This window comes from Mucilaginibacter sp. OK283, from assembly GCF_900110415.1.
In the GTDB taxonomy this organism is placed as follows: Bacteria; Bacteroidota; Bacteroidia; order Sphingobacteriales; family Sphingobacteriaceae; genus Mucilaginibacter.
In genome coordinates this window covers 17,804-40,472 of record NZ_FODR01000023.1, presented here as the reverse complement: position 1 = coordinate 40,472, position 22,669 = coordinate 17,804, and the positions used below count along the sequence as shown (strand labels likewise).

The following is a 22,669-nucleotide window of genomic DNA, read 5'->3' as shown; positions in this document are numbered from 1 at the left end:
TGAACTTCCTAACTTCGTTTTAATCAATAGTTCAAAGAACGGACGAACAGGCTCACGTCTGTATAATAGTCTCAATAGTTGCGCAACGACCACCTGCGCAGGAAAGAGGGGCTTGAAAGTTTGCTTATATTGTTATTAATTCTTTTAACATTGTTCAAGCCCATCTTTCCACCGCAGGTGAAGAGAGAAGCGTGCCCCAGCGCAGCGTCGGGCGGGTGAGTATAACCGCCTTCCTTAACCAGGATGCTCAAACAATAACAAAGGTGCTTTGTAATATTAAACAATACAAATGTATTACCATGAAAATTATAACACTCCATACCCCAATACATATCCACGAGTTATTTAACATACTGCAACATAAGCTGAATGCGCTTTTTCACGAACGCAGGCAAAGTGCCATTAACTTCACCATCAGCGGGCATAATGATATTATTGAAATAAGTCAGCCGGATTTGTACGAAGGGGTTTTGTTTAAGCTGGAAATAGTTGATCACGAACTGCATATTACCCGTAATGAGCATTATGTGGATGATGTAAATTCGCTCACGGTGGAATCTATCCTGAACGAGTTGTTTGCCGATGTGGCGGGCAAGTACGGCACCGATCTTGTGCAGGAAGGCTAAGCGAAAATTTGAAATATAATTTTTAGCTTTAACAGAAAAACTACCTATGCGTAATATTTGGTACCTGTTGATCTGTTTTTTATTAACATCTGTCAACCTGAACGCGCAAGCGCCTGTTAAAGCCAAAACCCCGACCCCTGCGCCTCCGCAAGGCCAACCGGTTATTATCAACCGCGATACCCTGCTTAAATTATATGCCGGCCAGGGCTTGTTTAACGTGCAGGAACGTGCCGCCATAGTTACCAAACGGATAGAGGCCCTTGTAGCACGGATGAATTTTAATCCCGATTCGCTCACTTTAAAAAACGACAGCACATTATCGGTTATTTATTACAACTCGCAAATTGTGATGGCCGTAAATAACCAGGATGCAACTTTTACCGAACTTAACCGCCCGCAACTTGCCGCCAGCTATTTACTCATCCTTAAACAAAAACTTGGCAACTACTTTACCAATAATGGCACCCAACAGGTTATAGTTAATATTTTAGAAGCCATAGCCGTTATTGTATTGTTAATAGCGCTTATTTGGGCACTATTTAAAGCCTCGCGATGGTTAAAGCTGAAACTATTAACGGCTTGGGAAACCCGGATGGATAAACTGGCATCGCAGGGCGCACCCGTGGTTTACGCACACCGGCTGCTGCCCGTTATCACCGGCCTGCTACGCATAGCACGCATCATTGTTATTATTATGCTGGTGTATCTTGCACTCCCGGTTTTGTTTTATATTTTCCCTTCGTCAAAACCCATTTCGGTACAGTTGCTGGGCTATGTGGTTACACCTTTTAAAAGCATATTACTTGCCATTGTACATTATATTCCCAACCTGCTTACCATTGCCGTTATTTACCTGGTAACCCGTTACATAGTTAAACTGGTAAAATTTATAGCCAACGAAATAGCCCTGGGCAATTTTACTATTAAAGGCTTTTATGCCGAGTGGGCCATGCCAACCTATAACATCATCAGGGTATTGCTTTTCGCGTTTATGTTTGTGGTGATATTCCCTTATTTGCCGGGCTCTGATTCAAAGATTTTCCAGGGGGTTACCGTATTCCTGGGGATATTGTTTTCGTTAGGGTCATCATCAGCCATATCCAACATGGTATCGGGCATTGTACTTACCTATATGCGCCCCTATAAAATTGGCGACCGCATCAAAGTAGGCGATGTTATGGGCGATGTGGTAGAAAAAAACTTATTGGTAACGCGCCTGCGCACCATCAAAAATGAAGATATCACCATACCCAACGCCACTATATTAAGCGGCCACACCACCAACTATACAACCGTGGCTAATACAATGGGCCTGATATTGAACACCACAGTTACCATTGGTTACGATGTGTCCTGGCAAACGGTACATCATCTTTTAATCAGCGCAGCCGAAGCCACCGAAGGCATTATGGCCGATAAAAAACCTTTTGTACTGCAAACCGAATTAAACGATTTTAACGTGAGCTACCAGTTGAATGCATACACAGCCTTATCAAACCAAATGGCCGCCATCTATTCGCGATTACACCAAAACATACAGGACAAGTTTAACGAGGCGGGGGTCGAGATCATGTCGCCGCATTATACATCGTTACGGGATGGCAACCATATCCAGATTCCGGATGGCTATGTGGCCGACGGGTATGTTAAACCAGGGTTTAAGGTGGAGTAGGAATATTAAATGACAATGGGTCTTTTTGAAGGTAAATATTTTCAAACCACCCCCTAAACAAAAAAAGACGCATATAATGCGTCTCTTTAAAAATCTTATCGGTTTAAAAACTTATCCGTTTATCCAGCTAAACTTGTACTCCAGCATCGGGTTTTTCATCCTATCGGCAACGCGTAGTAAGCGGCCGGGTAGGTTCATAATATAATCACGGGCTTTTTCGCCGCTTTCATTAAGGTCGGTAACACTTTCAATATGCCAGTCTTCAATCAACTCTTTTAATATGTCAACATAATCAATTGCGGTGTAAATACCTAAACGCTGGGCGGCATCGGTAAAGTGGCCAAAAGTTTGACCTATTTTTAAACCTACTTCGCGCAGGAAGTGGGCTGGCATTACAATTTTTTTGCGCATCATATCCTCAAAGGCTATCATGGCTTCGTTAGGGTCAACCTCAAATATTTTTTCGATAAAGTACTTGTAGGCTTTGGCGTGGCGGGCCTCATCGCCTGCAATTACGCCGCACATTTTTGACAATAAAGTATCGCCATCTTTTTTAGCCTGCGATGCCACACGCCTGTGCGATACGTTGGTTGCCAGCTCCTGGAAAGATGTATATATAAAATTGCGGTACGGGTCGGTACCGGTGCCTATATCAAAACCATCGGCAATAAGGTATTGGGTAGATACCTCCATCATGCGCATATTAACCCGGCCCGATAAATAAAGGTACTTGTTAAGCAAATCGCCGTGGCGGTTTTCTTCGGCAGTCCAATGGCGTGTCCATTTCATCCAGCCACCTTCTTCGTTTTTTGAAACACCATCAACCATGGTTAACCATGATTCGTAGGTTGGCAACGCTTCTTCTGTAATGGTATCACCTATCAATACCGCAATAAGGTCATAGCTTAATCCCTGTGCGCTTTCCTGCAGTTCTTTAATTTCGTTAAAGAAGGTATCTCTTGAAGAATCGGGTAAAAAATCTGAGGGCTGCCATATCGTATCAACAGGTTTTAAAAAATCATACATCTTTTCGAGCATGAATTTTTCAATGTGGCTCATTACTTCCCTGCGTTTTTCTACAAAAAATTCCATAACAAATTATTAGTGTTCAAAGGTAACATTTAAACCACAATAAAGTTACATCATTTTAAGGCTTAATAAGCTATTGCGTCTTTCATACACGCAGGCAAATTATCCATCGAGGGCTTGCCCGTGAATATCGAGAACGAATCATTATAGTCCCAAAGCATCCCTGGGATACCCAGCTTTTTTAGTGCCGCCCTTACCGCTTTAATATACCTGCAGCGGCTGTCTAAATCTGCGTATTTATTATATACGCCATACTCGCCGCAAATTATTGGTACGCCATATTTATCGCCCCAGGCCTTCACAATTTGCAGCTTATCATTTACCGACTGTTCGTTACCATCACGTTTATACATTTCGTGGTTGCTTTCGCCCGGCGTTCCGTTTGCCCTGGGATCAAGGGCTGGAAAATTTTCCGCACTATAAGGAAATGATACCCCGGTTGTGGCAACCTGGTTACCTACCCAGCTGGCCCCCTGGTGGGTAAAAAAGAAAGGTTCGTAAAAGTGAAATGTGTATATAATGTTATCATCGGCAAGCCGCGCAAAGCGGCTTAACTCATATATACTGTTGTAGTTACTGGCACCTATGATAAATGTACGCGTTTTATCAACTTTTCGCAGTGCGGTTACAACGTTATATGCTACGTCTTTCCACACATCGGGGTTCATGTGGGGCGGCTCGTTGTATAACTCAAAAAACAGCTCGCCGGCATCGATATGTTTATACCTTTTGGCCAGTTTTGTCCACAAAGTGATAATTTTAACGGTTTCGGCATTGCCGTTTATATCATTTAAATTGCCATAATGGTAATCCAATACCAATTTAAATCCGTACCTATGGCATTGCTTAACTACGTTATCAATGTATTCCAATATTTCGGCAGCCGGCACGCCTGCAGATTCAAAATATGTAAAAGCTACCGGGAGCCTGATACTCCTAAACCCCAACCTTTTTATTAGTTTAAAATCGGTATCGTTTATAGCGCCCTGCCTCAATGAATTTTTATTCCAGGTTTGCTCGAGCCATGAAAAGCTAATGCCGTTGTTGAGGGTTGCGGCCCGTTTAAAGACCAGTGCACGCGCGTTCATATTTTTTGGACTGCTTTTTGCAATCGGGCATGTTGTTGCTATACATAATAATATTAACAAACAGTATAATAACCGCGTATAACACATAATTTTATTTTTCACAATAAAGCATTTACACCGATTAACTTAAAGCTTTTATTTTTGATCATAATTTCAAGATAACGAATAATGTTTGTTCAAATTACAAAAGAAGAATTAATAAAAGAGACCTCAAAAAAAGCATGGTTCCAAACCAACAATATTGTTTGGATGATCATATTTCTTTACCCGCTTTTTAGCATAGTCGATTTTATTTACGCGCCCGACATCTGGATACAGTTTTTTATTGTAAGGATAATTACCTGCCTTATAATTTATGCTTTATATACTTACATTCAATACAAAAAATACGACTATCGCATATTGTTACATGTTAGTATGTTACTGTTATCGGTAACATCGGCACTGCTTTGTAATATAGTAGGAGTGTCCAATTTAAATATATATTATTCGCTTTTTGCTACACTTGTACTGTTTTTTAACCTGCAGGTTTTTTGGGAGCCTATACATTCAATCATCCAGTTTTTGCTGGCCATTTTGTTGCTTGCTGTGTTTTTTAACATGCAGCACGAGTACAACCTGGATATTGTGATAAACGGTGGCGGGCAGCTTTTTTTCATTATATCGGCCATTTCGTGTATTGTGCCTAATACCCGCTTTAAGATAATGAAGCGCGATGCGCGTTCGGCAATACTTATCGAGAAGTCAAACGAGCAACTGAAGGAGCAAAATACATCTATCAACGAGAAAAACAACCTTATTGATTTACAGTATGCAGAACTGCGCAAACTGGATGAGCAAAAAAACAGCTTCATTAATATAGCAGGGCATGATTTAAAAAACCTGATCGGTTCAATCACCATGAGCAACAACATGATCAAAGAAGAGGATTACCGCTTGAGCAATGATCAGAAAGAATATGTGGGCTACATAGCCGAATCGGCCGATAAAATGCAATATATGCTTAATAAGCTGATGGATGTTAAAGAGATCGAATCGCCGGAGATTAAGTTCAACACCGAGATTTTTGATATTAATGTTGAGGTAATGCACGTTTTCAGGGGCCTGTATGATACCGCTCAAATGAAAAATATCCACCTGGTTGATAACATATTAAAACTGCCTTTAAACGTAAAACTTGATAAAGTATTTGCCGGGCAGGTATTCCAAAACCTTTTATCAAATGCCATTAAGTTTTCGCAAACCAATAATACCATCAAAGTTGTAACCAGCCTGCAGCGCCAACGCTTTGTTTTTGAAATTATTGACGAAGGTATTGCCATAGGGCAAAGCGAATTGGATATGATGTTTAATAAATTAAAAACATTAAACGATACATCGGGCATAACCGAAAGCCGTTTGGGGCTTGGCCTGTCAATAGCCAAATTAATGGCCCAGGAAATGGGCGGCGATTTATCATACCGCAGCGATGAAAATGGCAATTATTTCCGGGTAGAATTTTATGTTATAAGTTAATTATTTACAATCAGATGAATAAATTTTTTTCCCTCTTAGCCTTTGTATTTGTTATTAGTACGGCGTCAAAAGCACAGCAGCTTTTAACCTTTAAGTCGCTGGGCCACGATGATGATATGATATACGGCATGAGCGGTGCCAACTCATTTTATTTTAAAATTACGCCGCTTACCGAGATGAACGGAAGCAAAGTGGTGTTGTTTTTTGAGCCCTCTCAGGCCCTGCTTAAAGATCATTCGTACATTAACATCGTTATAAACAACAAACCCGCTTATAGCGCCCGGATGACTAAGGATTCTATCCAAAAAATAGTACTTACCTTAACCAGGGCCGATTTATCGAACGATAAGTTCCTTAAAATTCAGATTAAAACACTGCTAACCATCACCGATGATGAGTGCCGCGATCTTGACAACCCGGGCATGTGGCTGAAAATTAAAAATTATTCATACCTATCATTATTACGCAGCAATAAAGGTTTTTTTGATAATGTAAACATTAGCAATTGCTTCGATTCAAAAAAGGCCATTGTTTACCCTGCAAACCCAACCCTTTCCGATCTTAAAGCGGTTGCATGGGCCTACTCCAGGTTAAAAAAGACACAAACCAGAGACATTATGGTTTATGACGAAGCCCATATGCCCGATACTTTACGGAACTATATTAAAGTTGGTTTGGTTGGCAAGTTGAATGCCGATGCACGCCAACTGATAAAAGTAACCCCACAAAATGACCAGGGTTTATTTTACCTGCATAAATCAATGAGTTTGGTTACTGATACCAATACCCGCCTGGTTGATGTTAAAGGTGTACTTACAGCGGTAAAAACCGCAACGCAGGAAATGCAGCCAAAAGAGATTTTATTTGTAACCGGCGGCGACGATGCTGGCTACGAAAAAGCCATTACCGCCCTGGGTAACATGAATATTTTAAATTCGACCTTTGGCGATTACCTGCTGATAGAAAAAGCACAAAACACCTTTTCAAAAACTATCGACGAAAACCGTTCAAAACTTTCATTAAAACAAATTGGCGGTGTAGCCGACTTTTTATCGGGTATAGGATCGTTAAAAAGTGCATACTCATTTAAAAACAGCGATTTTAGTTTTACTCCAAAAGAGGTGGAGATTCGTTTTGTGGCCAATTACAGCGCTTTAAGCGCAGGCGACCGTGGTTTCTTTAATATATACCTTAACGGCCTGCTTATTAACAGCGAAAAGCTTGATGGTACCGGTAAATTAAATACAGCCATTACCATTAACCGTTATCAGCACCACAAGTACAACACGCTGGAAGCCGAATTCAGGTTTTACCCAACCAGTGGCCATTGCAAGGATAGCTTCACCAACTTTTTTGCCGAAGTTGATGTAGACAAATCATACCTGGAATCAAAAAATCCTTTTATAACCACCGATCTGAGCTTTTACCAATACCCCGAGGCATTTAATACCGGCACAACACGCATCATCGTATCTAAAGAATATGCAAAATACGCGGCCGGCGCTATGGGCGAAATTATTTATGAACTAAACAACAACATTAACGCCAACAACTTCCCAGAGTTTGCTTACTCAGCCGATTTTCCGTCAAACGACCTGAAAAAATATAATATCATTGCGTTGTTATCCAAAAATGACAAGTTAATGAAAGAATTTCCTGATGCCCCCATCCGCTTCGACAAGGATTTCAGGCTATATAAAACCGACGATAACACTGTAGTATACTCCTTAAATGATACCGTATCAAATGGGCTTGCGCAAATATTTTATGGCCGCAGCAATAACGCCACGCTGGTACTCACCGCAACCGGAACACACATAGCCGAAGCTTTTCTGGCCGCGTCAAAATCAATCACCGAGCAGCTTTCAACCCTGTCAAGCAACGTATGTATATCTGATGTAAACTCCAACAAATACCTGTTTAATATCAATAAATCGAGCGAAAACCTGGAGTATATTGATACTAAAAGTGGTTTAACCCGTTTCTGGGATAGTTATAACCTGTACATTTTGCTGGGGATACTTATATTGATATTGCTATCGTTCCTGTACGTTCGTTCAAGAGTTCAAAGGTCACAGGATTTGTTTAACGATTAACTTTTTAAGTATCAAGTAGTAAGTATCAAGTAGTAAGATAGCTGCAAAAGCTGCCTTCAGTACTAGCTACTTGATACTTACTACTTGATACTAATCTTACATTATATATAATGAGTATTTCAATTCCTGAACTTTTGGTTAATGACGGGTTTATAACACCAGGCGATCAGGTAAAAATTAAAAGTTTTGCGGAAAGATCTGGAATGGCCTATATTAAAATAGCGCTAAACTTCGGTTACATTTCGCGCAAAAACTATGAACGCTCATTAACTAACGCAGGTTATCATTTTGAACAAATAAGGGAGGAAGCTTTTGATACCGAAGTATTAAAAAAAGTTGAACTCAAATTTGCCAATGACCACCTTGCCCTACCCCTGCGTATCGAGAACAACCGGGTGGTTACGCTTATGGCCGATCCCTCCGACCAGCTTTTTGTAGACTTCGTAAGGTTTACTTATGATATGGAACCCGATATTATTGTTGCCTATGATTTGGATATTACCTGGCTTAGTCACAAACTATTAGGCGAAAAGTATGTTAAAGCTTCCGTTTATGAGCTTATGAGGCGCGATCCTAAAAGTTCGGCCTCTACCACTTTTACAACCCCGCAACTTGCATTCCTGTTTATACTACTGGGTATCGTAGCCGCCGGAATGGTTTTGAATTTTAAAAATACATCCATCGCCATCAATGTGGTTATCAGTATGTTTTTCCTGGTTGCCATCACCTTCAAATTATTTTTGGCACTGGTTGGCTCGCGGTTTGAATTGCACCAGGCCGTAACAAAGGATGAAGTGCGCGATGTTGTTAATACCGACCTGCCGCTATACACCGTATTATTGCCGGTGTACAAAGAGGATAAGCTTATCAAAAAGCTCATTTGGAACTTGCAAAGTCTTGACTATCCGCGCGAAATGCTGGATATAAAGCTATTGATTGAGGAAGATGATGATAAAACATTAAAAGCTGTTCAAAACCTTGATTTCCCGGCTGTATTTGAAGTAATTGTGGTACCTTTTCACATGCCCAAAACCAAGCCCAAGGCTTGCAATTACGGCCTGCATTTTTCAAAAGGCAAATTTTTAACCATTTATGATGCCGAGGATATCCCGGATACCGACCAGCTTAAAAAAGTAGTTACCCTGTTTGGCAAACTGCCTGATCATTATATTTGTATCCAAAGCGCACTTAACTACTTTAACCGTAACGAGAACTTCCTTACCCGCATGTTTACACTGGAATATTCGTATTGGTTTGATTATATGCTGCCCGGATTAGATACCCTTGATATCCCTATCCCATTGGGCGGCACCAGCAACCACTTTAAAATGGATGCCCTTGTTGAGCTTGGTGCCTGGGATCCCTTTAACGTAACCGAAGATGCCGACCTTGGCGTGCGCGCCTATGCCAAAGGCTATAAAATAGCCATTATCAATTCAACCACTTACGAAGAGGCCAATAATGAGCCTTTTAACTGGATAAGGCAGCGCTCAAGATGGATAAAAGGTTATATGCAAACTTACCTGGTGCACATGCGCAATCCCGCCGAATTAATAAGAAAGATTGGTTTTAAAGGCTTTTTAGGCTTTAACTTTTTTATCGGCGCCACATCGGCCACGTTTTTAGTTTACCCGCTGTTGCTGGCCATATTTATCAGTTACCTAATATTTGATTTTTCAACCATCCGCACCCTGTTTCCTGATTGGGTTTTGTTTATGGCTATATTTAATTTGATGGTAGGCAACATCCTGATGATTTATGTAAACATGATGGCTGTATTTAAACGCCGCTATTTTGAACTGATATTGTTTGCCCTTGCCAACCCCGTTTACTGGTTAATGCACTCGGCAGCCGCTTACATGGGCTTATACCAATTGATAACCAATCCGTTTTATTGGGAAAAAACCAATCATGGTTTAAGCAAAGTTAATAACCCTACAAACGTTGTTAAATAAAAAATGAGGATCTCTAAAAGTCAATATCTGTTTATAATAACTGCAGTGCTTGCCGTTTATTACCTGGCAGCCGGCATTTATATGAACCATTTGGGCTATTATAACCAGGAGAGTATTTTTTATATCGAAAAAACCAAAATTATTTTTGAAGGCCTTGGCAACCGCATCAAAGTAATGGGGCTTACATCGCCGCTATTGCCTTTTTATTGTTCCATCATATTTAGCTCCATCAGCACTTTCCTGGCCCCGGTAATAGCATCTGCATTGGGTACAGCCGCTTTATTTTACATCCTTGCATCCACGCTGCGCACCCGCATACCAAATGACGACTTTTATTTTTACCTTTTAATAGCCCTGTTTTTTTTACATCCCGGTTTGCTGTATGTGGCCACGTCGGGCAAGGCCATTTACCTGGTGCTTATCAGTTTTTTCCTGTTCTTTTTTAACCTGTTAAAGTTTTACCGGTCAAATACAACCTTCCATGTGTCGTTGGCCAGTATAGCGCTGGTTACCCTTATTTTTTGCGATTATAAGTTTGTATGGCTTTGCCTGTTCTTTATCCCGCTGGTATTGGCCATTACTTTACAAAGCTTAAACCTGGGCGAAAAGGAATCCATCTTCCGGCTGTTTTTAAGCTTTAACAGCCCATCATTGCGCCGTAAGCTGGTAAGCAAAACCTTTGCTATTTATATCATCCTGTTTATTTTGCCCATAGCATCTATCATTTGTTATAAACTACTCAATTTAACCCACGCCAGCGATCTTAATTACTTTATTGAAAGCCCTTACGCAACCTGGAATGTATTGGTTGATAAACTTAATTATGACATCACCACAGCCGCTACCAATTACCAGTTGCCCGAGCTTTCGGTACTGGTATCGGTAAGGGTTGTTTATTTTTGCCCGCTCATTTTGGTTGCTATATATCTTTTCCGCGAAAGCACCTACCAGGCTTTAACCATTTTAAGCCCATTCGCTTTTATCGAGTTTTTACATATCAAATACGATAAACTATATATTACCTACGAGTACTATCTCATTTTCCTGGTGCTATCATTGCTTTGCCTTACTTTTAAAGCGCTGGTAGTTAAAAATCAAAAGGTATTTAAAATAATTGTGTCGGTTGCCGTGCTCGCCCAGCTTTATACAGGCTATGTATTCCTCAAGGGGTCATTCATTCATGATGAAAAAGCATTTATCACCACGCTCTTCAGCGGTAAGCATAATATGGACCAGGCCGAAATTATGGACATGGCTGGATACATCAATACCCTGCCCAAAAGTTCGCACGTGCTCATGGACGATGCCGTAGCTTATCCGGTTGCAGCATTTACAAACGACATCAGAAAGCTGACCCTGCCTTACCAGGACTTGTTTTTAAGTGCTATAGAAACGCCTTACCGCTATGATGATTATATTCTGATTGCCACAGCAAAAAATCCATTTACCGGCTATACGCAGCTCAATAATAAGTACATCCCGGCCATACGCATTGTAAACAGTGGTATAAACTACAGGCGTGTGCACGAAAGCGACAACTGGGTACTGTACAAGATCATCTCTATTCAATAAAGCCGAACTATTAACTGTTGACTGACTTATATTAACTAAGACCTGCTCCACAAAGCAGGTCTTTTATGTTTAAAGGCAATCCATTTCAGGCTGCAGTATCCGGTATTGGCGTGCCCATTACAAACCAGGCTTTGGTAATTTTATCACCGGCCACCTCATAAATACAAAGCGCATCAATATAGCCCGGCCCATCAGGAAAAGTACGGGATACCAGCTCAAAGTCGACAACTTTATTATGGAGTACTGTTCGGCTAATCAGCTTACCGAATAAATTTGGCTCCTGAAACCTTACCAGGTGCCTTTCGCGGATGGCTGCAGCGCCGCTGGCCAGCAGAGTATCCGGAAATTCATAATACAAGGCATCGTCGGCCCAACAGGTCATGAACAAATCAATATCTTTTGAATTATAGGCATCAAGCTGTTTTTTTACCACTTGTTCCATAACGGTTTGGGCTGTGTTTTCCATCGGCGATTTATTTATTGCGGCTAATATAAATGTTGTGGGGTAATTATACACACAGCGTGTTTTATTAGTAGTGCAGCTTTTCTGGCTTAAGTGTAATTAAACACAACCACGAGAAAAAAGGGGAGATAATGCTGGATATTTATCGTGATAATCAACTGATAACCTCCCCCTATCACAAATTAAACATCACCTTAGCCAGCACCATTCTGCCAGGAATACTGTATGTGCTTGACGTAAACACGTTGGCCGATAGGTACAGCGAAGTATAGTTTTTTACGTTGAACAGGTTTTGGGCAGTTAGCTGTACATCTATTTTGGGCTTGCTGAATTTGTAGCGTATGGTTGCATCGGCAAAAAAGTATTTAAGACCATTGGCCTGCTGCTGGTGGGTATAATAATGATCGGCAGCAAGGTTAAACTGCAGGGTATTAAGCGGATTATATTCGATAGCGGCGGTTTGGATAAGCCGCTGAAATTTGCTGCTGCCAGCAACCGCTGTTGATTTGCTGGTGGTTTGGCTGTAATTGGCCTTATAGCTTAAATTAACTTTACTGCTCAGTTTGCTTTCGGCACCCACGTTCAGTGTTTCGCCTACGGTATTGAAAGGCAAGACAAGCCCGTTTTGCAGCTGGTTTAGCCGGGCGGTTTGCCAGGAAGCCCCAGCGCTGAAAGTGGTTTGTAAATCAAAATTATACTTGCTGATGTAGCCGCTAACCGCCCAGGCGTCCGTTTTATTATCATAGGGCAATACAACCCGTTGCTGCAGATTATTGGTTAATGTGCTGGATGCAATATTGTTGGCGTAAATATGGCTGTAATTAACATTCAGGCTAAAAAAGAACAGCGTAATGGCTTTGCGGTAGTTAAAGCCCAGTCCTGCATTTTGGCTCTGCCGCTCGGTAAGGTCGGCGCTGTTGGCGTACAGCGTGCGGTAATTGGTCAGGATATAGCCACGGTACACATCCTGGATGCTGCCAATGTTATTGCGCAGGCCATAATTCAGGGTAAAATAGTTTTCGATGCCGCTTTGATATTTTACATACAGCCGCGGGTTAAAGTACAAGCGGTTAAGGCTGTTGCTTAACTGGTAATAATCATCACTGTAATGGGTTTGCTGCCAGTTCAGGGGCAGGCTGGCCTCTATCTTCAGGATTTTGCCGGGTACGTCAAAATCCGCCTCGGCGTATGCCTTGTTACGGCTCCAGTTTAAGCTATTGCGGGTACTATCGCCAACCGGGTTAACCGTATTGTTTTGCTGGGTAGCTGATAGCGCCGAATTTAAGGTTTGCGACTGGCTGCTGAATCCTGCCTTATAGCTTTGTGTTATATGCTGGCCCGGTATTTTATAAGCCAGGTAATTATTGCTGAACCAGGTAGGGATATTCACCGTTTGAGTAAGCAGCGAATAATTAACACCATTGTTAAAAATATCCGGATTAAGGTTTGGCTCAATAACCCTACTCTCAGGTTCAGATGTGCGGTTAATGTAGCTGTACACCTCCATAATTTTATCGGAATGGAAGGTTTTCATCCAATTAAGCTCGTTTGAAAAATTGAACAAATTATCCTTAAACGTTTGGTTTACGGGTACGCCATTGCTCACCAGGTTTGAGTACGAGGTATTGTGGTTATAATCGGTTACCAGGTTATCGTTCAGGTAATATTTGTTTTGGTTAACGTTCAGGGTAAACTGGGTATGAATTAAATCGGGCCGCCATTTGTTGTTTTGCTTTTCGGTGTAACGTATGGTATCGCCGGGCAGGTAAACCTCGCTCAGGCGGCTGTAATCCTGGTGTTGGCTATCCCGCAGGTATGATATATTGGCCCGCAGTTGCACATCTTTTTTCAGGTTAACCAGGTTATTCAGGTTAACTATACCCGATTGGTTAAACAAATACCTGTTGCGTGGCAGATCCGGGTCGCCGGCAGTACCTAAGGACAATACCGTACCAGGCTGATCATTATCCAGGCGTTGCATGTGCTCGGCCGAATTGTGCGACACTAAATCGCCGGCCACATCATAGCCCGTGTTGTTGCCGCGCAGGTAATTAATGGCCTTGTATTTATCCTTAAACATCATGGCATTAAGGTCTTCATCGTACTTTTTGGGTAAGCCCGCGCCTATGGTTTCCTGCCCTATCAATTGTAGTTTGGCGTCTTTTTTTATGGTGAGGTTAAGGGCCACATCCTCGCTTACCACCTTATCGCGCAGCATTTTTACGGGCTGATGATTTTCCATCACCTGCACCTGGTCAACCACGCCATGGGGTATGGTGCCGGTAGCAATATTATATTTATCGTCCAGCAGGTTATCACCGCCTATGTACAGGTTGGATATGGCCTTGCCGTTGTAGCTTATTTTGCCGTCCTTGGCTACATCAATGCCAGGCAGTTTTTTAATTACATCGCCAATAACCCTATCCTGCGGGCTGCTAAAATCTGATACCTTGTAGCTGGTAGTATCGCCGCTAACCCGCAGCCGCGGCCGGTTATTTTTTATGGTAACACCCTGCAGCTGATGCACCGCGCCTGCAAGCTTAAAGTTGTAGGGTGTTGTAAAGCTGCTTACCGGTAGCCCCGCCTTTTTAAAGCCTATGCAACTGGCCTCTAAAGTAAGGCCGCTTTTATCGGCATTAGCGGGAATGCCAAGGCTGTATAGCCCCCCGGCATCACTGGTGGTATAGGCTACAATTAATCCGGCGCTGTTTTTAAGGTTGATGCCGGCGTAGCTTATTGGCTTGCCCAGGCTATCAGTTACTTTGCCTTTAATGTTTTGGCCAAGGCATACCATGCCCGTGAGCATCCAAAATATGAATACCCCGGCGCTTTTATGCAGGCCACTCATTTTTTTTCGGGAAGCTCTAAAGGATTATTAATCACCGGTCCTGTGCCATTTATTCGAATTTTTACCTGGTCGCCACCACCCGGGCCCTGGCCTGGCCCGCCGACCCGCATGCCGCCACCCGAGCCTGCCATGGCCGACTGTGCAAAAGCATTGGGGTCTTTCCGCATGGCGGCTTCCAGGTTTTTAAATTCCTTTTCGGTGGTTTTAACCGCGTCGGTTGGCAAGGCTATTACGTTAGGATCGTCGTTGTCATCGTCCATGCCAATTAGTTTAATTGTTGCGCCACCCGGAACCGGGGTCTCTGCGGCCGGTTTTGGCGTGTTAGTTACCTCGTCGAGTCCGTCAAACTTAAATACTACTTCTTTATTGGCATCATAAGCCTCCACAATTAAGCCCGGCAAACCGTTCAGTTTCCACGGCCCGGCGTGAAAAGGCAGATCCGGGCAAAACCAGGCCGTATAATCCCTGCCCTTGAAATGGCCGGTAGCCTTTTGGCAATGCAGCCCTGAAAAACTGGCCGTATCGGCGCTTATCTTCCAGTCAATCACCGGCATGGGCTCTTCAATCATATACGGGGTTATCAGCCGCTCTTTACGTACCAGTTTATGTTGCAACGGAAACTGGTAAAACTCGTTCCGCGTGGTAGGCGCGCCGCCGGTTATTTTAATATTGACGCTACCACTTCCCTTTTGCTCGGCCATCTGGTCGGCAACCTGCTTTTTCATTAGGGCCTCCTGCAACTTACGGTCGTAACTTTTGTAGGCACTGGAAGTTGCGCCCACAAACAGTACCATATTTTCGGTATATGGCTTATCGCGATGCGCAGTATCCCGCAGGTGCGAAAACTTGTAATGCACAACAGCCCTGGCGGTATCTGGGTTTTGCGCCTGTGCCCCAAGTGCAAAACCAAGCAGGCAGGCTAAAGAGAATATTGTTTTTTTCATGATGGCTATAAGGTTATATCTGTTTTTTATTAATTACAGATCAAATATAACTAACATAATAGTTAAACTACGAAACTTTCGTAGAATTAACAAATTTTAACAATTAGGCCATTGTTCATTGGTTCACTGGTTCATCGTTGGATAGTTGGATAACTGATCGGCGCAGTATCCTTTACCCCTAAATCTTCCAACCATAAAAAAGTCTTAATTCTTGATTCTTGACTCTTGCATCTTCTTCACCAACCTATTTCACCACCGTAACGGCTATCCCCTTTTCCTGCATTACTTTCAGCATGGCCGGGCTGATGCCGCTATCGGTAATAATATGCTGGACCTGGTCGAGAGGACAGATTTTGCCTAAGCCGCGTTTGCCAAATTTGGTGCTGTCGGCCAGTACAACTACGGTTTGGGCGGCTTCTATCATTTTTTGGTTCAGGCGGGCTTCCATTAAATTGGTGGTGGTAAGGCCAATTTCGGGGTCGATGCCGTCGACACCTAAAAAAAGCATGCTGCATGCCATATCCTGCAGCATCACTTCGGCATATGATCCGGTTACCGATGATGACGAGCTGCGCAACTGGCCGCCTAACTGAATTACCTCTATATTGGGGTGATGCGATAGTTCGATAGCCACATTGAGGGCCGATGTGATCACCGTTAAATGCTTCCCCGCATTAACCGACCGGGCCAGGGCCAGCATGGTAGTGCCCGATGCAATAATGATAGAATCGTTATTGCCAATAAGCGCCGCGGCGGCTATACCTATCTGTTGCTTTTCGGCAGCATTCAGCTTTTCCTTTTCGGCAACGGGCCTGTCGTTGGTATATGGGTTACTTTTGGTAGCCCCGCCGTGTGTACGGAATAGTAGCTTTTTATCCTCCAAAAGTTTCAGATCCTTTCGGATGGTCACTTCCGAAACATTTAACTGCTTGCCCAATTCCTGTACGTTTACAAAGCCGCCGTCTTCCAGTTGCCTAAGTATGATTTTATGCCTGTCGGTATTTTTATTCATAACAAACAAAAATAAGTAAAAAACCGACATGGGCTAAATTGAAACAAAAAATAAGTTTCGATTTGTTATTTTATGTTTCGATATTGTATATTTGAAACATTATCGAAATACAAAATAACAGAAATGAGTATTTTCAACAGAGATTCCATTTTGCAATCCGTCAGTTATCAGGATAAAGTTTGGGATATCATTATTATTGGGGGTGGCGCAACCGGCCTTGGCGCCGCGGTTGATGCAGCCTCGAGAGGACTATCAACCCTGCTGCTGGAACAGGCTGACTTTGCCAAAGGCACATCCAGCCGCGCTACCAAACTGGTACATGGCGGCGTACGTTACCTGGCGCAGGGCGATATTGGCCTGGTGCGAGAGGCACTGCACGAACGGGGCTTACTGTTAAAGAACGCGCCGCACCTGGTAAAAAACGAAAGTTTTATTATTCCTAATTACAGTTGGTTTGATGGTGTGTTTTATACCGTAGGGCTAACTATATATGATTTATTGGCCGGCAAGCTTGGCTTTGGCAGGGCGAAACATATCTCCAAAAAAGAAACCATAAACAGGCTGCCCGGAATTGAAGAGAAGGGCCTGCATGGCGGCGTTGTATACCACGACGGGCAGTTTGATGATTCGCGACTTGCTATAAACCTGGCGCAAACCGCCTTGGAGCAAGGCGCAACCGTGTTAAACTATTTTAAGGTTACCGGCCTGATAAAAGATGGCAACCAAAAAATAGCTGGTGTTAGAGCCACCGATGCAGAAACCGGGATTAATTACGAGCTAAAAGCCAAAACCGTGATTAACGCTACCGGGGTTTTTGTAGATGATGTGCTTAAAATGGATGTGCCCGATAAAAAACCTTTAGTAAGGCCAAGCCAGGGCGTGCACCTGGTATTGGATAGGCGGTTTATGCCTGGCGAGGATGCCATCATGATCCCCAAAACCGAGGATGGCCGGGTGCTATTTGTAGTGCCCTGGCATAACAAGCTTTTGGTAGGCACCACCGATACACCTATTGACGAACATAGCCTGGAGCCTGTAGCCCTCGATGCCGAAATAGATTTTATTTTGCGCACTGCGGCTAAGTACCTGAAAAAGATACCCGCAAGTGCGGATGTGCTAAGCGTTTTTGCCGGACTAAGACCATTGGCTGCCCCGCAGGACGATTCATCCAAAACAAAAGAAATTTCGCGTAGCCATAAACTGATAGTTTCTAAATCAAATCTCATCACCATCACCGGTGGCAAGTGGACCACCTATCGAAAAATGGGCGAGGATACCATTGATAAAGCCATAGAGGTGGGCAAATTGCCAGCCAACCTTTGCCACACCGCCGGCTTGGCAATCCATGGCAGCAGGCCGAACCCGGATAGAAGCAATCATATGTACGTTTATGGCGATGATATAGAAAAGGTGCTGGCCCTGGCAAATGGGGATGACGACTGGAAAAACCCGGTGCACCCGGATGATGAGTACACCAAAGGCGAGGTGATCTGGTCGGTACGGTACGAGATGGCGCGTACCGTTGAGGATATACTGGCCCGCCGCACCCGGGTATTATTTTTAAATGCCCGCCTGGCCATAGTCATGGCGCCCGAAGTTGCCCGGTTAATGGCTGGCGAATTAAATAAAGATGCCCAATGGGAGAAAGAACAGACAGAAGCCTTTAATAAGGTGGCCGGAAACTATATATTAGCATAGAAAAGAATCAAGAGTTAAGAGTCAATAATCAGGAAAAAAATCGGACCGGATAGGAATCTATTAATAGGTACCCGGAGTATTGCAATAAACGAACAGCTTTTTCTCTTGATTCCTGACTCTTGATTCTTGACTCTCAAATAACCAACCAATTATAAACACTTAGTAATGGAACAATACATTTTGGCCCTCGACCAGGGGACAACCAGTTCGAGGGCGATCATATTTGATCATGCGGGGCAAATTATAGCGCTGTCGCAAAAAGAATTCAAACAGTATTTCCCAAAACCGGGCTGGGTTGAGCACGATCCGAACGAGATCTGGTCGACCCAGGCGGGTGTTGCTGCCGAGGCCACCGTTAAGGCGGGGCTTAACGGCAAAAACATTAAGGCCATAGGCATCACCAACCAGCGCGAAACCACCATAGTATGGAACCGTGAAACCGGCGAAGCCATTTACCACGCCATAGTTTGGCAGGACAGGCGCACCGCGGCTTACTGCGATAAATTGAAACAAGACGGACACAGTAATATGATCCGCTCTAAAACCGGGCTGGTAATAGATGCCTATTTTTCGGGCTCCAAAATAAAGTGGATCCTGGATAATGTGGATGGCGCACGAGCGCTGGCCGACACCGGTAAACTGGCCTTTGGCACGGTTGATAGCTGGCTGGTATGGAAATTTACCCGCGGCCAGGTGCACGTTACCGATGTAACCAACGCCAGCCGTACCATGTTATTCAATATTCGCACCCAGCAATGGGATGATGAACTGCTGCAGCTGCTGGACATCCCCAAAAGCATGCTGCCCGAGGTAAAGCAATCAAGCGAGGTTTATGGCGAAACAGCCACCACCATATTCGCCAGCAAAATACCTATCGCGGGTATAGCCGGCGATCAGCATGCCGCGCTGTTTGGGCAAATGTGTATTGACAAGGCCATGGTTAAAAATACGTATGGCACCGGTTGTTTTATGCTGATGAACATTGGCAACCAGTTTATCGAATCAAAAAACAACCTGCTTACCACCATTGCCTGGAAAATTAACGGCGAAATACAGTACGCCTTTGAAGGGAGCATATTTATTGGCGGCGCGGTGGTACAGTGGCTGCGCGATGGCTTAGGCATCATCAAAACATCTGCCGATGTTGAAGAGCTGGCAACCAGTGTTAAAGATACCGGCGGTGTATTTTTTGTACCGGCCTTTGCAGGCCTGGGTGCCCCTTATTGGGATCCCGAAGCCCGGGGCACTATAGTTGGCCTTACACGCGGAACTACCGCCGGTCACCTGGCCCGTGCGGCCCTGGCATCAATAGCCTACCAAACTATGGATGTACTAAAAGCCATGGAGGCCGATGCCGGAATGCCTATTAAAGAATTGCGGGTAGATGGCGGCGCTACTGCCAACGATTTGCTGATGCAGTACCAGGCCGATGTATTGAATTGCAAGGTGATAAGGCCAAACGTAGTAGAAACAACCGCTTTGGGCGCGGCATACCTTGCCGGCCTGGCAGTAGGTTTTTGGAAAGATGTGGCCGAAATACAACAACTGTGGCAATCCGAAAAGGAATTTATCCCCGCCGGCAACCCGGAGGATATTAAAGCGGATATTGAAGGATGGAAAAGGGCCATTCATGCGGCTAAGAGTTGGGCCGATAAAGGCTAAAAGCAAAAGGCAGAAAGCAGAAAGCCTGGAAGCAAGAGGGATTAATTATCAAAGCGGTAGGCTGATGCATCTGGAATATTTTATTATAACCCGTTAAAATTATTTAAACCTATAAATTTTATTACCATGTCTCCATTTATTGCCGAACTGATTGGCACCATGTTACTCATACTTTTAGGCGATGGCGTTGTGGCCAACGTAGTATTAAAAGATACTAAGGGAAATAACAGCGGCTGGATAGTTATTACCACGGCCTGGGGCCTGGCCGTATTTGTTGGGGTGGTGGTTGCGGGGCCCTACAGCGGCGCTCACCTTAATCCCGCGGTTACCATAGCGCTGGCCATAGCGGGTAAGTTTGCCTGGGCGCAGGTGCCATTGTATATAGCCGCGCAATTTTTAGGTGCTATGATAGGCTCGTTCCTGGTATGGATGATGTATTATGATCATTTTAAACGCACCAATGATCCGGCCTCGATACTGGCCGTGTTTTGCACCGGCCCGGCCGTACGCAATTACATCTCCAACATTACCAGCGAAGTTATTGGCGCCTTTGTACTGTTATTTACCATATTTTACATTGCGGGCGCGCAAATTGTGCCTACAAATACGCCTATAGGCCTCGGCTCCGTTGGCGCCATACCCGTGGCATTGCTGGTATGGGTAATAGGCTTATCGCTGGGAGGTACTACCGGCTACGCCATTAACCCCTGCCGCGACCTTGGCCCGCGCATTATGCACATGATACTCCCCATCAAAAACAAAGGCACCAGCGACTGGCCCTACGCCTGGATCCCCGTTTTAGGCCCAATAGCAGGCGCAGCGATAGCCGCCGGCTTGTATTTATGGATAAGGTAAATGCTCACAGTATTAAAAGGCGTAATACATTAACAACGGGCATCGGCCCTACTTACCCGGTAGCTTTGCAAGTCCGGTCTCCATAGTCGGGGATTGCTTCGTATCTCGCAACGACGGTCTGTTGTTTTATTTTTAGACAGCTTCTTATTTAAAAGAGGTGCTCACAGGACAGCCCGAGAGAGGAAAACCGCACATTTCCAACGCTTTTTTAAAGAGCGCCCGGTCACAAAACCTTTCATTTTAAAAACACATTTTTAACAGCCTCCAGGTAACCGTAGCCGTGTTTTTTATCCGGTTCAAGGTAGCTGCCTTCGGCCCACTCGTTCCAGGCGTTTATGGTAATTAGTGGCGGCTGGTTAGGGTGCGCGTCAACATATTCTTTAGCTTTTTGAAGATACACCTGAAAATATTCGGGCTTGTTGTTTACAACCAGGTCTTGCTTTTGTACCGGGAAACGCGGGTTGCTGTCCCAGCCTATAGAAACATGCGGGCAGTACGGAATTTTAAAGGTAGTATCCCACTCGGCCCATTTGGCTATGGCTTTTTGGCCCCAGGGAATATAATCGCCGCTTGGCGCTACAAAATGGCACCACTGGTAATTGGTCATGCTGTTAAATCCAAAATACTCCAGCGTCGAATTTTGTGTTTGTACCTTATCGCCGGGCACATCTTTTAACGTCGACGGGATATTACCCCAAAGTGTAGCCTGCAAATGCAAACCGGGGAAACCAGCGTCTACCGTCTTTTTACGGAAGTAATCTATAGCCTCTTTTGCTTTTTCGGAGCCACCTATGCCTTTGATAAAGGTCGACAGTTCGTAAATGCTGAACACCGGCCGGCCATTTATTTTATAATAGTTGGGCTTTTTAAAGTAATCGTTAATGATATGCGCAACCATCTCCTCAAAAGTTTTCTTATCTACTCCACCATAAAAGTACACCTTGCTTTTATCGGGGTTCGATGGATCTAAATACGAGTTATGATCATGGTTGGCCCACATCAGGTAAAACTTCATATCGTTGGTGTTTTTAGCCTTCAGGAAACCCTTGTTCAGGGCATCCTCCAAAAAAGGTTTTTTATCGTACCAGTACCAGTCAAATATCATTACGTTAACGCCATACTTTGCAGCCGTAGCTATTTTTTTACCCATCACTGCAGGGTCTGTTTCATCTTCGTAGCCCCAAAGTGGCACCTTGGGCACTTCGTGGCCTGCAAACTTGGGCTTTGCCTTGTAAATAGCCTCCCACTCCCCTTTTCCATCCGGAAAAACGCCAATATCCTTAAACCTGGCATCGGGGTGGTAGGCTGGCCAATAAAACGCGGCCACGTCATAATGTTTAGCAGGGCTTTGGCCATTTGCCTTAAAAACAAAAAAACATGCCTGCATAAGCGCTAAACAAAGCAACAATTTGGTTTTATTCATTATTATCCGGTATAAATTAAATGAGAACATATCACACCTCCGCCAGGCAGATTTAATGGTTATAATAACTGGTTGTTTTAAAAGTAGTTCTTTGATTTCGACGCGCTATCCTGTACAGTCTTTTTTATTTCTTCAAAACACTGTTACATTA

Annotated in this window: 16 protein-coding genes; 9 read left to right on the top strand and 7 right to left on the bottom strand. The window is 43.8% G+C overall.

From position 1 onward, the window contains the following. Positions 1–299 precede the first annotated feature (299 nt). Both BMX56_RS29400 and BMX56_RS29395 read left to right on the top strand, forming a co-directional pair. A complete protein-coding gene (locus BMX56_RS29400) occupies positions 300–626 on the top strand; it encodes a hypothetical protein (RefSeq protein ID WP_090653299.1) in 327 nt (108 codons plus the stop codon). 46 nt (positions 627–672) lie between these two features. Then, positions 673–2,298, top strand: coding sequence for a mechanosensitive ion channel family protein (locus BMX56_RS29395; RefSeq protein WP_090653298.1), 1,626 nt, complete (start codon positions 673–675; stop codon positions 2,296–2,298). Between the two features lie 111 nt (positions 2,299–2,409). Here the strand turns inward: BMX56_RS29395 and BMX56_RS29390 are convergent, their stop codons facing one another. Together BMX56_RS29390 and BMX56_RS29385 are read right to left on the bottom strand one after the other, a co-directional pair. Further along, entirely contained in the window at positions 2,410–3,390 is a 981-nt protein-coding gene (locus BMX56_RS29390) for an acyl-ACP desaturase (RefSeq protein WP_090653297.1), read from the bottom strand. Between the two features lie 62 nt (positions 3,391–3,452). Next, a complete protein-coding gene (locus BMX56_RS29385) occupies positions 3,453–4,475 on the bottom strand; it encodes a glycoside hydrolase family 5 protein (RefSeq protein WP_177183962.1) in 1,023 nt (340 codons plus the stop codon). A 168-nt stretch (positions 4,476–4,643) separates the two neighbouring features. Here BMX56_RS29385 and BMX56_RS29380 point away from each other — a divergent pair, with 168 nt between their 5' ends. The 4 genes from BMX56_RS29380 (at position 4,644) to BMX56_RS29365 (ending at position 11,613) form a co-directional block, all read left to right on the top strand. Next, the gene (locus BMX56_RS29380) at positions 4,644–5,990 is read left to right on the top strand and encodes a sensor histidine kinase (protein WP_090653295.1); all 1,347 of its coding nucleotides are present in this window, start codon (positions 4,644–4,646) and stop codon (positions 5,988–5,990) included. A 14-nt stretch (positions 5,991–6,004) separates the two neighbouring features. Continuing rightward, positions 6,005–8,086 carry a cellulose biosynthesis cyclic di-GMP-binding regulatory protein BcsB gene (locus BMX56_RS29375; RefSeq protein WP_090653294.1) on the top strand — a complete coding sequence of 694 codons (2,082 nt, stop codon included), beginning with the start codon at positions 6,005–6,007 and terminating at the stop codon, positions 8,084–8,086. A gap of 110 nt (positions 8,087–8,196) precedes the next feature. After that, positions 8,197–10,041 carry a glycosyltransferase gene (locus BMX56_RS29370; RefSeq protein ID WP_090653293.1) on the top strand — a complete coding sequence of 615 codons (1,845 nt, stop codon included), beginning with the start codon at positions 8,197–8,199 and terminating at the stop codon, positions 10,039–10,041. A gap of 3 nt (positions 10,042–10,044) precedes the next feature. Next, positions 10,045–11,613, top strand: coding sequence for a hypothetical protein (locus tag BMX56_RS29365; protein ID WP_143065566.1), 1,569 nt, complete (start codon positions 10,045–10,047; stop codon positions 11,611–11,613). An 85-nt stretch (positions 11,614–11,698) separates the two neighbouring features. Here BMX56_RS29365 and BMX56_RS29360 read toward each other — a convergent pair whose 3' ends face one another. The 4 genes from BMX56_RS29360 to BMX56_RS29345 form a co-directional block, all read right to left on the bottom strand. After that, complete coding sequence (locus BMX56_RS29360) at positions 11,699–12,079, bottom strand: nuclear transport factor 2 family protein (RefSeq protein ID WP_143065565.1); 381 nt, start codon at positions 12,077–12,079, stop codon at positions 11,699–11,701. 172 nt (positions 12,080–12,251) lie between these two features. After that, positions 12,252–14,924, bottom strand: a complete 2,673-nt coding sequence (locus BMX56_RS29355; protein ID WP_090653291.1) for a TonB-dependent receptor — start codon at positions 14,922–14,924, stop codon at positions 12,252–12,254. Then, on the bottom strand, positions 14,921–15,868 hold the full coding sequence (locus BMX56_RS29350; protein ID WP_090653290.1) for a GLPGLI family protein: 948 nt from the start codon (positions 15,866–15,868) through the stop codon (positions 14,921–14,923). The genes BMX56_RS29355 and BMX56_RS29350 overlap by 4 nt, the downstream gene beginning before the upstream one ends. A gap of 244 nt (positions 15,869–16,112) precedes the next feature. Then, entirely contained in the window at positions 16,113–16,880 is a 768-nt protein-coding gene (locus BMX56_RS29345; protein ID WP_090653302.1) for a DeoR/GlpR family DNA-binding transcription regulator, read from the bottom strand. 123 nt (positions 16,881–17,003) lie between these two features. On the opposite strand from BMX56_RS29345, the gene BMX56_RS29340 reads away from it, so the two are divergent. From BMX56_RS29340 to BMX56_RS29330, 3 genes are all read left to right on the top strand, one after another. Next, positions 17,004–18,578 (top strand): glycerol-3-phosphate dehydrogenase/oxidase, encoded by a 1,575-nt coding sequence (locus BMX56_RS29340; RefSeq protein WP_090653289.1) that lies wholly within the window; start codon positions 17,004–17,006, stop codon positions 18,576–18,578. A gap of 165 nt (positions 18,579–18,743) precedes the next feature. Continuing rightward, positions 18,744–20,240, top strand: a complete 1,497-nt coding sequence (gene glpK, locus BMX56_RS29335; protein ID WP_090653288.1) for a glycerol kinase GlpK — start codon at positions 18,744–18,746, stop codon at positions 20,238–20,240. A 126-nt stretch (positions 20,241–20,366) separates the two neighbouring features. Continuing rightward, positions 20,367–21,095, top strand: a complete 729-nt coding sequence (locus tag BMX56_RS29330) for an MIP/aquaporin family protein (RefSeq protein ID WP_090653287.1) — start codon at positions 20,367–20,369, stop codon at positions 21,093–21,095. A 235-nt stretch (positions 21,096–21,330) separates the two neighbouring features. Here BMX56_RS29330 and BMX56_RS29325 read toward each other — a convergent pair whose 3' ends face one another. Continuing rightward, the gene (locus BMX56_RS29325) at positions 21,331–22,518 is read right to left on the bottom strand and encodes a glycosyltransferase WbsX family protein (RefSeq protein ID WP_090653286.1); all 1,188 of its coding nucleotides are present in this window, start codon (positions 22,516–22,518) and stop codon (positions 21,331–21,333) included. Between the last annotated feature and the right edge of the window lie 151 nt (positions 22,519–22,669).

Bases quoted from the DNA above. Each gene is read 5' to 3' on its own strand.
- BMX56_RS29400 (WP_090653299.1), top strand. From the start codon at position 300: ATGAAAATTATAACACTCCATACCCCAATACATATCCACGAGTTATTT.
- BMX56_RS29395 (WP_090653298.1), top strand. From the start codon at position 673: ATGCGTAATATTTGGTACCTGTTGATCTGTTTTTTATTAACATCTGTC.
- BMX56_RS29390 (WP_090653297.1), bottom strand. From the start codon at position 3,390: ATGGAATTTTTTGTAGAAAAACGCAGGGAAGTAATGAGCCACATTGAA.
- BMX56_RS29385 (WP_177183962.1), bottom strand. From the start codon at position 4,475: ATGAACGCGCGTGCACTGGTCTTTAAACGGGCCGCAACCCTCAACAAC.
- BMX56_RS29380 (WP_090653295.1), top strand. From the start codon at position 4,644: ATGTTTGTTCAAATTACAAAAGAAGAATTAATAAAAGAGACCTCAAAA.
- BMX56_RS29375 (WP_090653294.1), top strand. From the start codon at position 6,005: ATGAATAAATTTTTTTCCCTCTTAGCCTTTGTATTTGTTATTAGTACG.
- BMX56_RS29370 (WP_090653293.1), top strand. From the start codon at position 8,197: ATGAGTATTTCAATTCCTGAACTTTTGGTTAATGACGGGTTTATAACA.
- BMX56_RS29365 (WP_143065566.1), top strand. From the start codon at position 10,045: ATGAGGATCTCTAAAAGTCAATATCTGTTTATAATAACTGCAGTGCTT.
- BMX56_RS29360 (WP_143065565.1), bottom strand. From the start codon at position 12,079: ATGGAAAACACAGCCCAAACCGTTATGGAACAAGTGGTAAAAAAACAG.
- BMX56_RS29355 (WP_090653291.1), bottom strand. From the start codon at position 14,924: ATGAGTGGCCTGCATAAAAGCGCCGGGGTATTCATATTTTGGATGCTC.
- BMX56_RS29350 (WP_090653290.1), bottom strand. From the start codon at position 15,868: ATGAAAAAAACAATATTCTCTTTAGCCTGCCTGCTTGGTTTTGCACTT.
- BMX56_RS29345 (WP_090653302.1), bottom strand. From the start codon at position 16,880: ATGAATAAAAATACCGACAGGCATAAAATCATACTTAGGCAACTGGAA.
- BMX56_RS29340 (WP_090653289.1), top strand. From the start codon at position 17,004: ATGAGTATTTTCAACAGAGATTCCATTTTGCAATCCGTCAGTTATCAG.
- glpK (WP_090653288.1), top strand. From the start codon at position 18,744: ATGGAACAATACATTTTGGCCCTCGACCAGGGGACAACCAGTTCGAGG.
- BMX56_RS29330 (WP_090653287.1), top strand. From the start codon at position 20,367: ATGTCTCCATTTATTGCCGAACTGATTGGCACCATGTTACTCATACTT.
- BMX56_RS29325 (WP_090653286.1), bottom strand. From the start codon at position 22,518: ATGAATAAAACCAAATTGTTGCTTTGTTTAGCGCTTATGCAGGCATGT.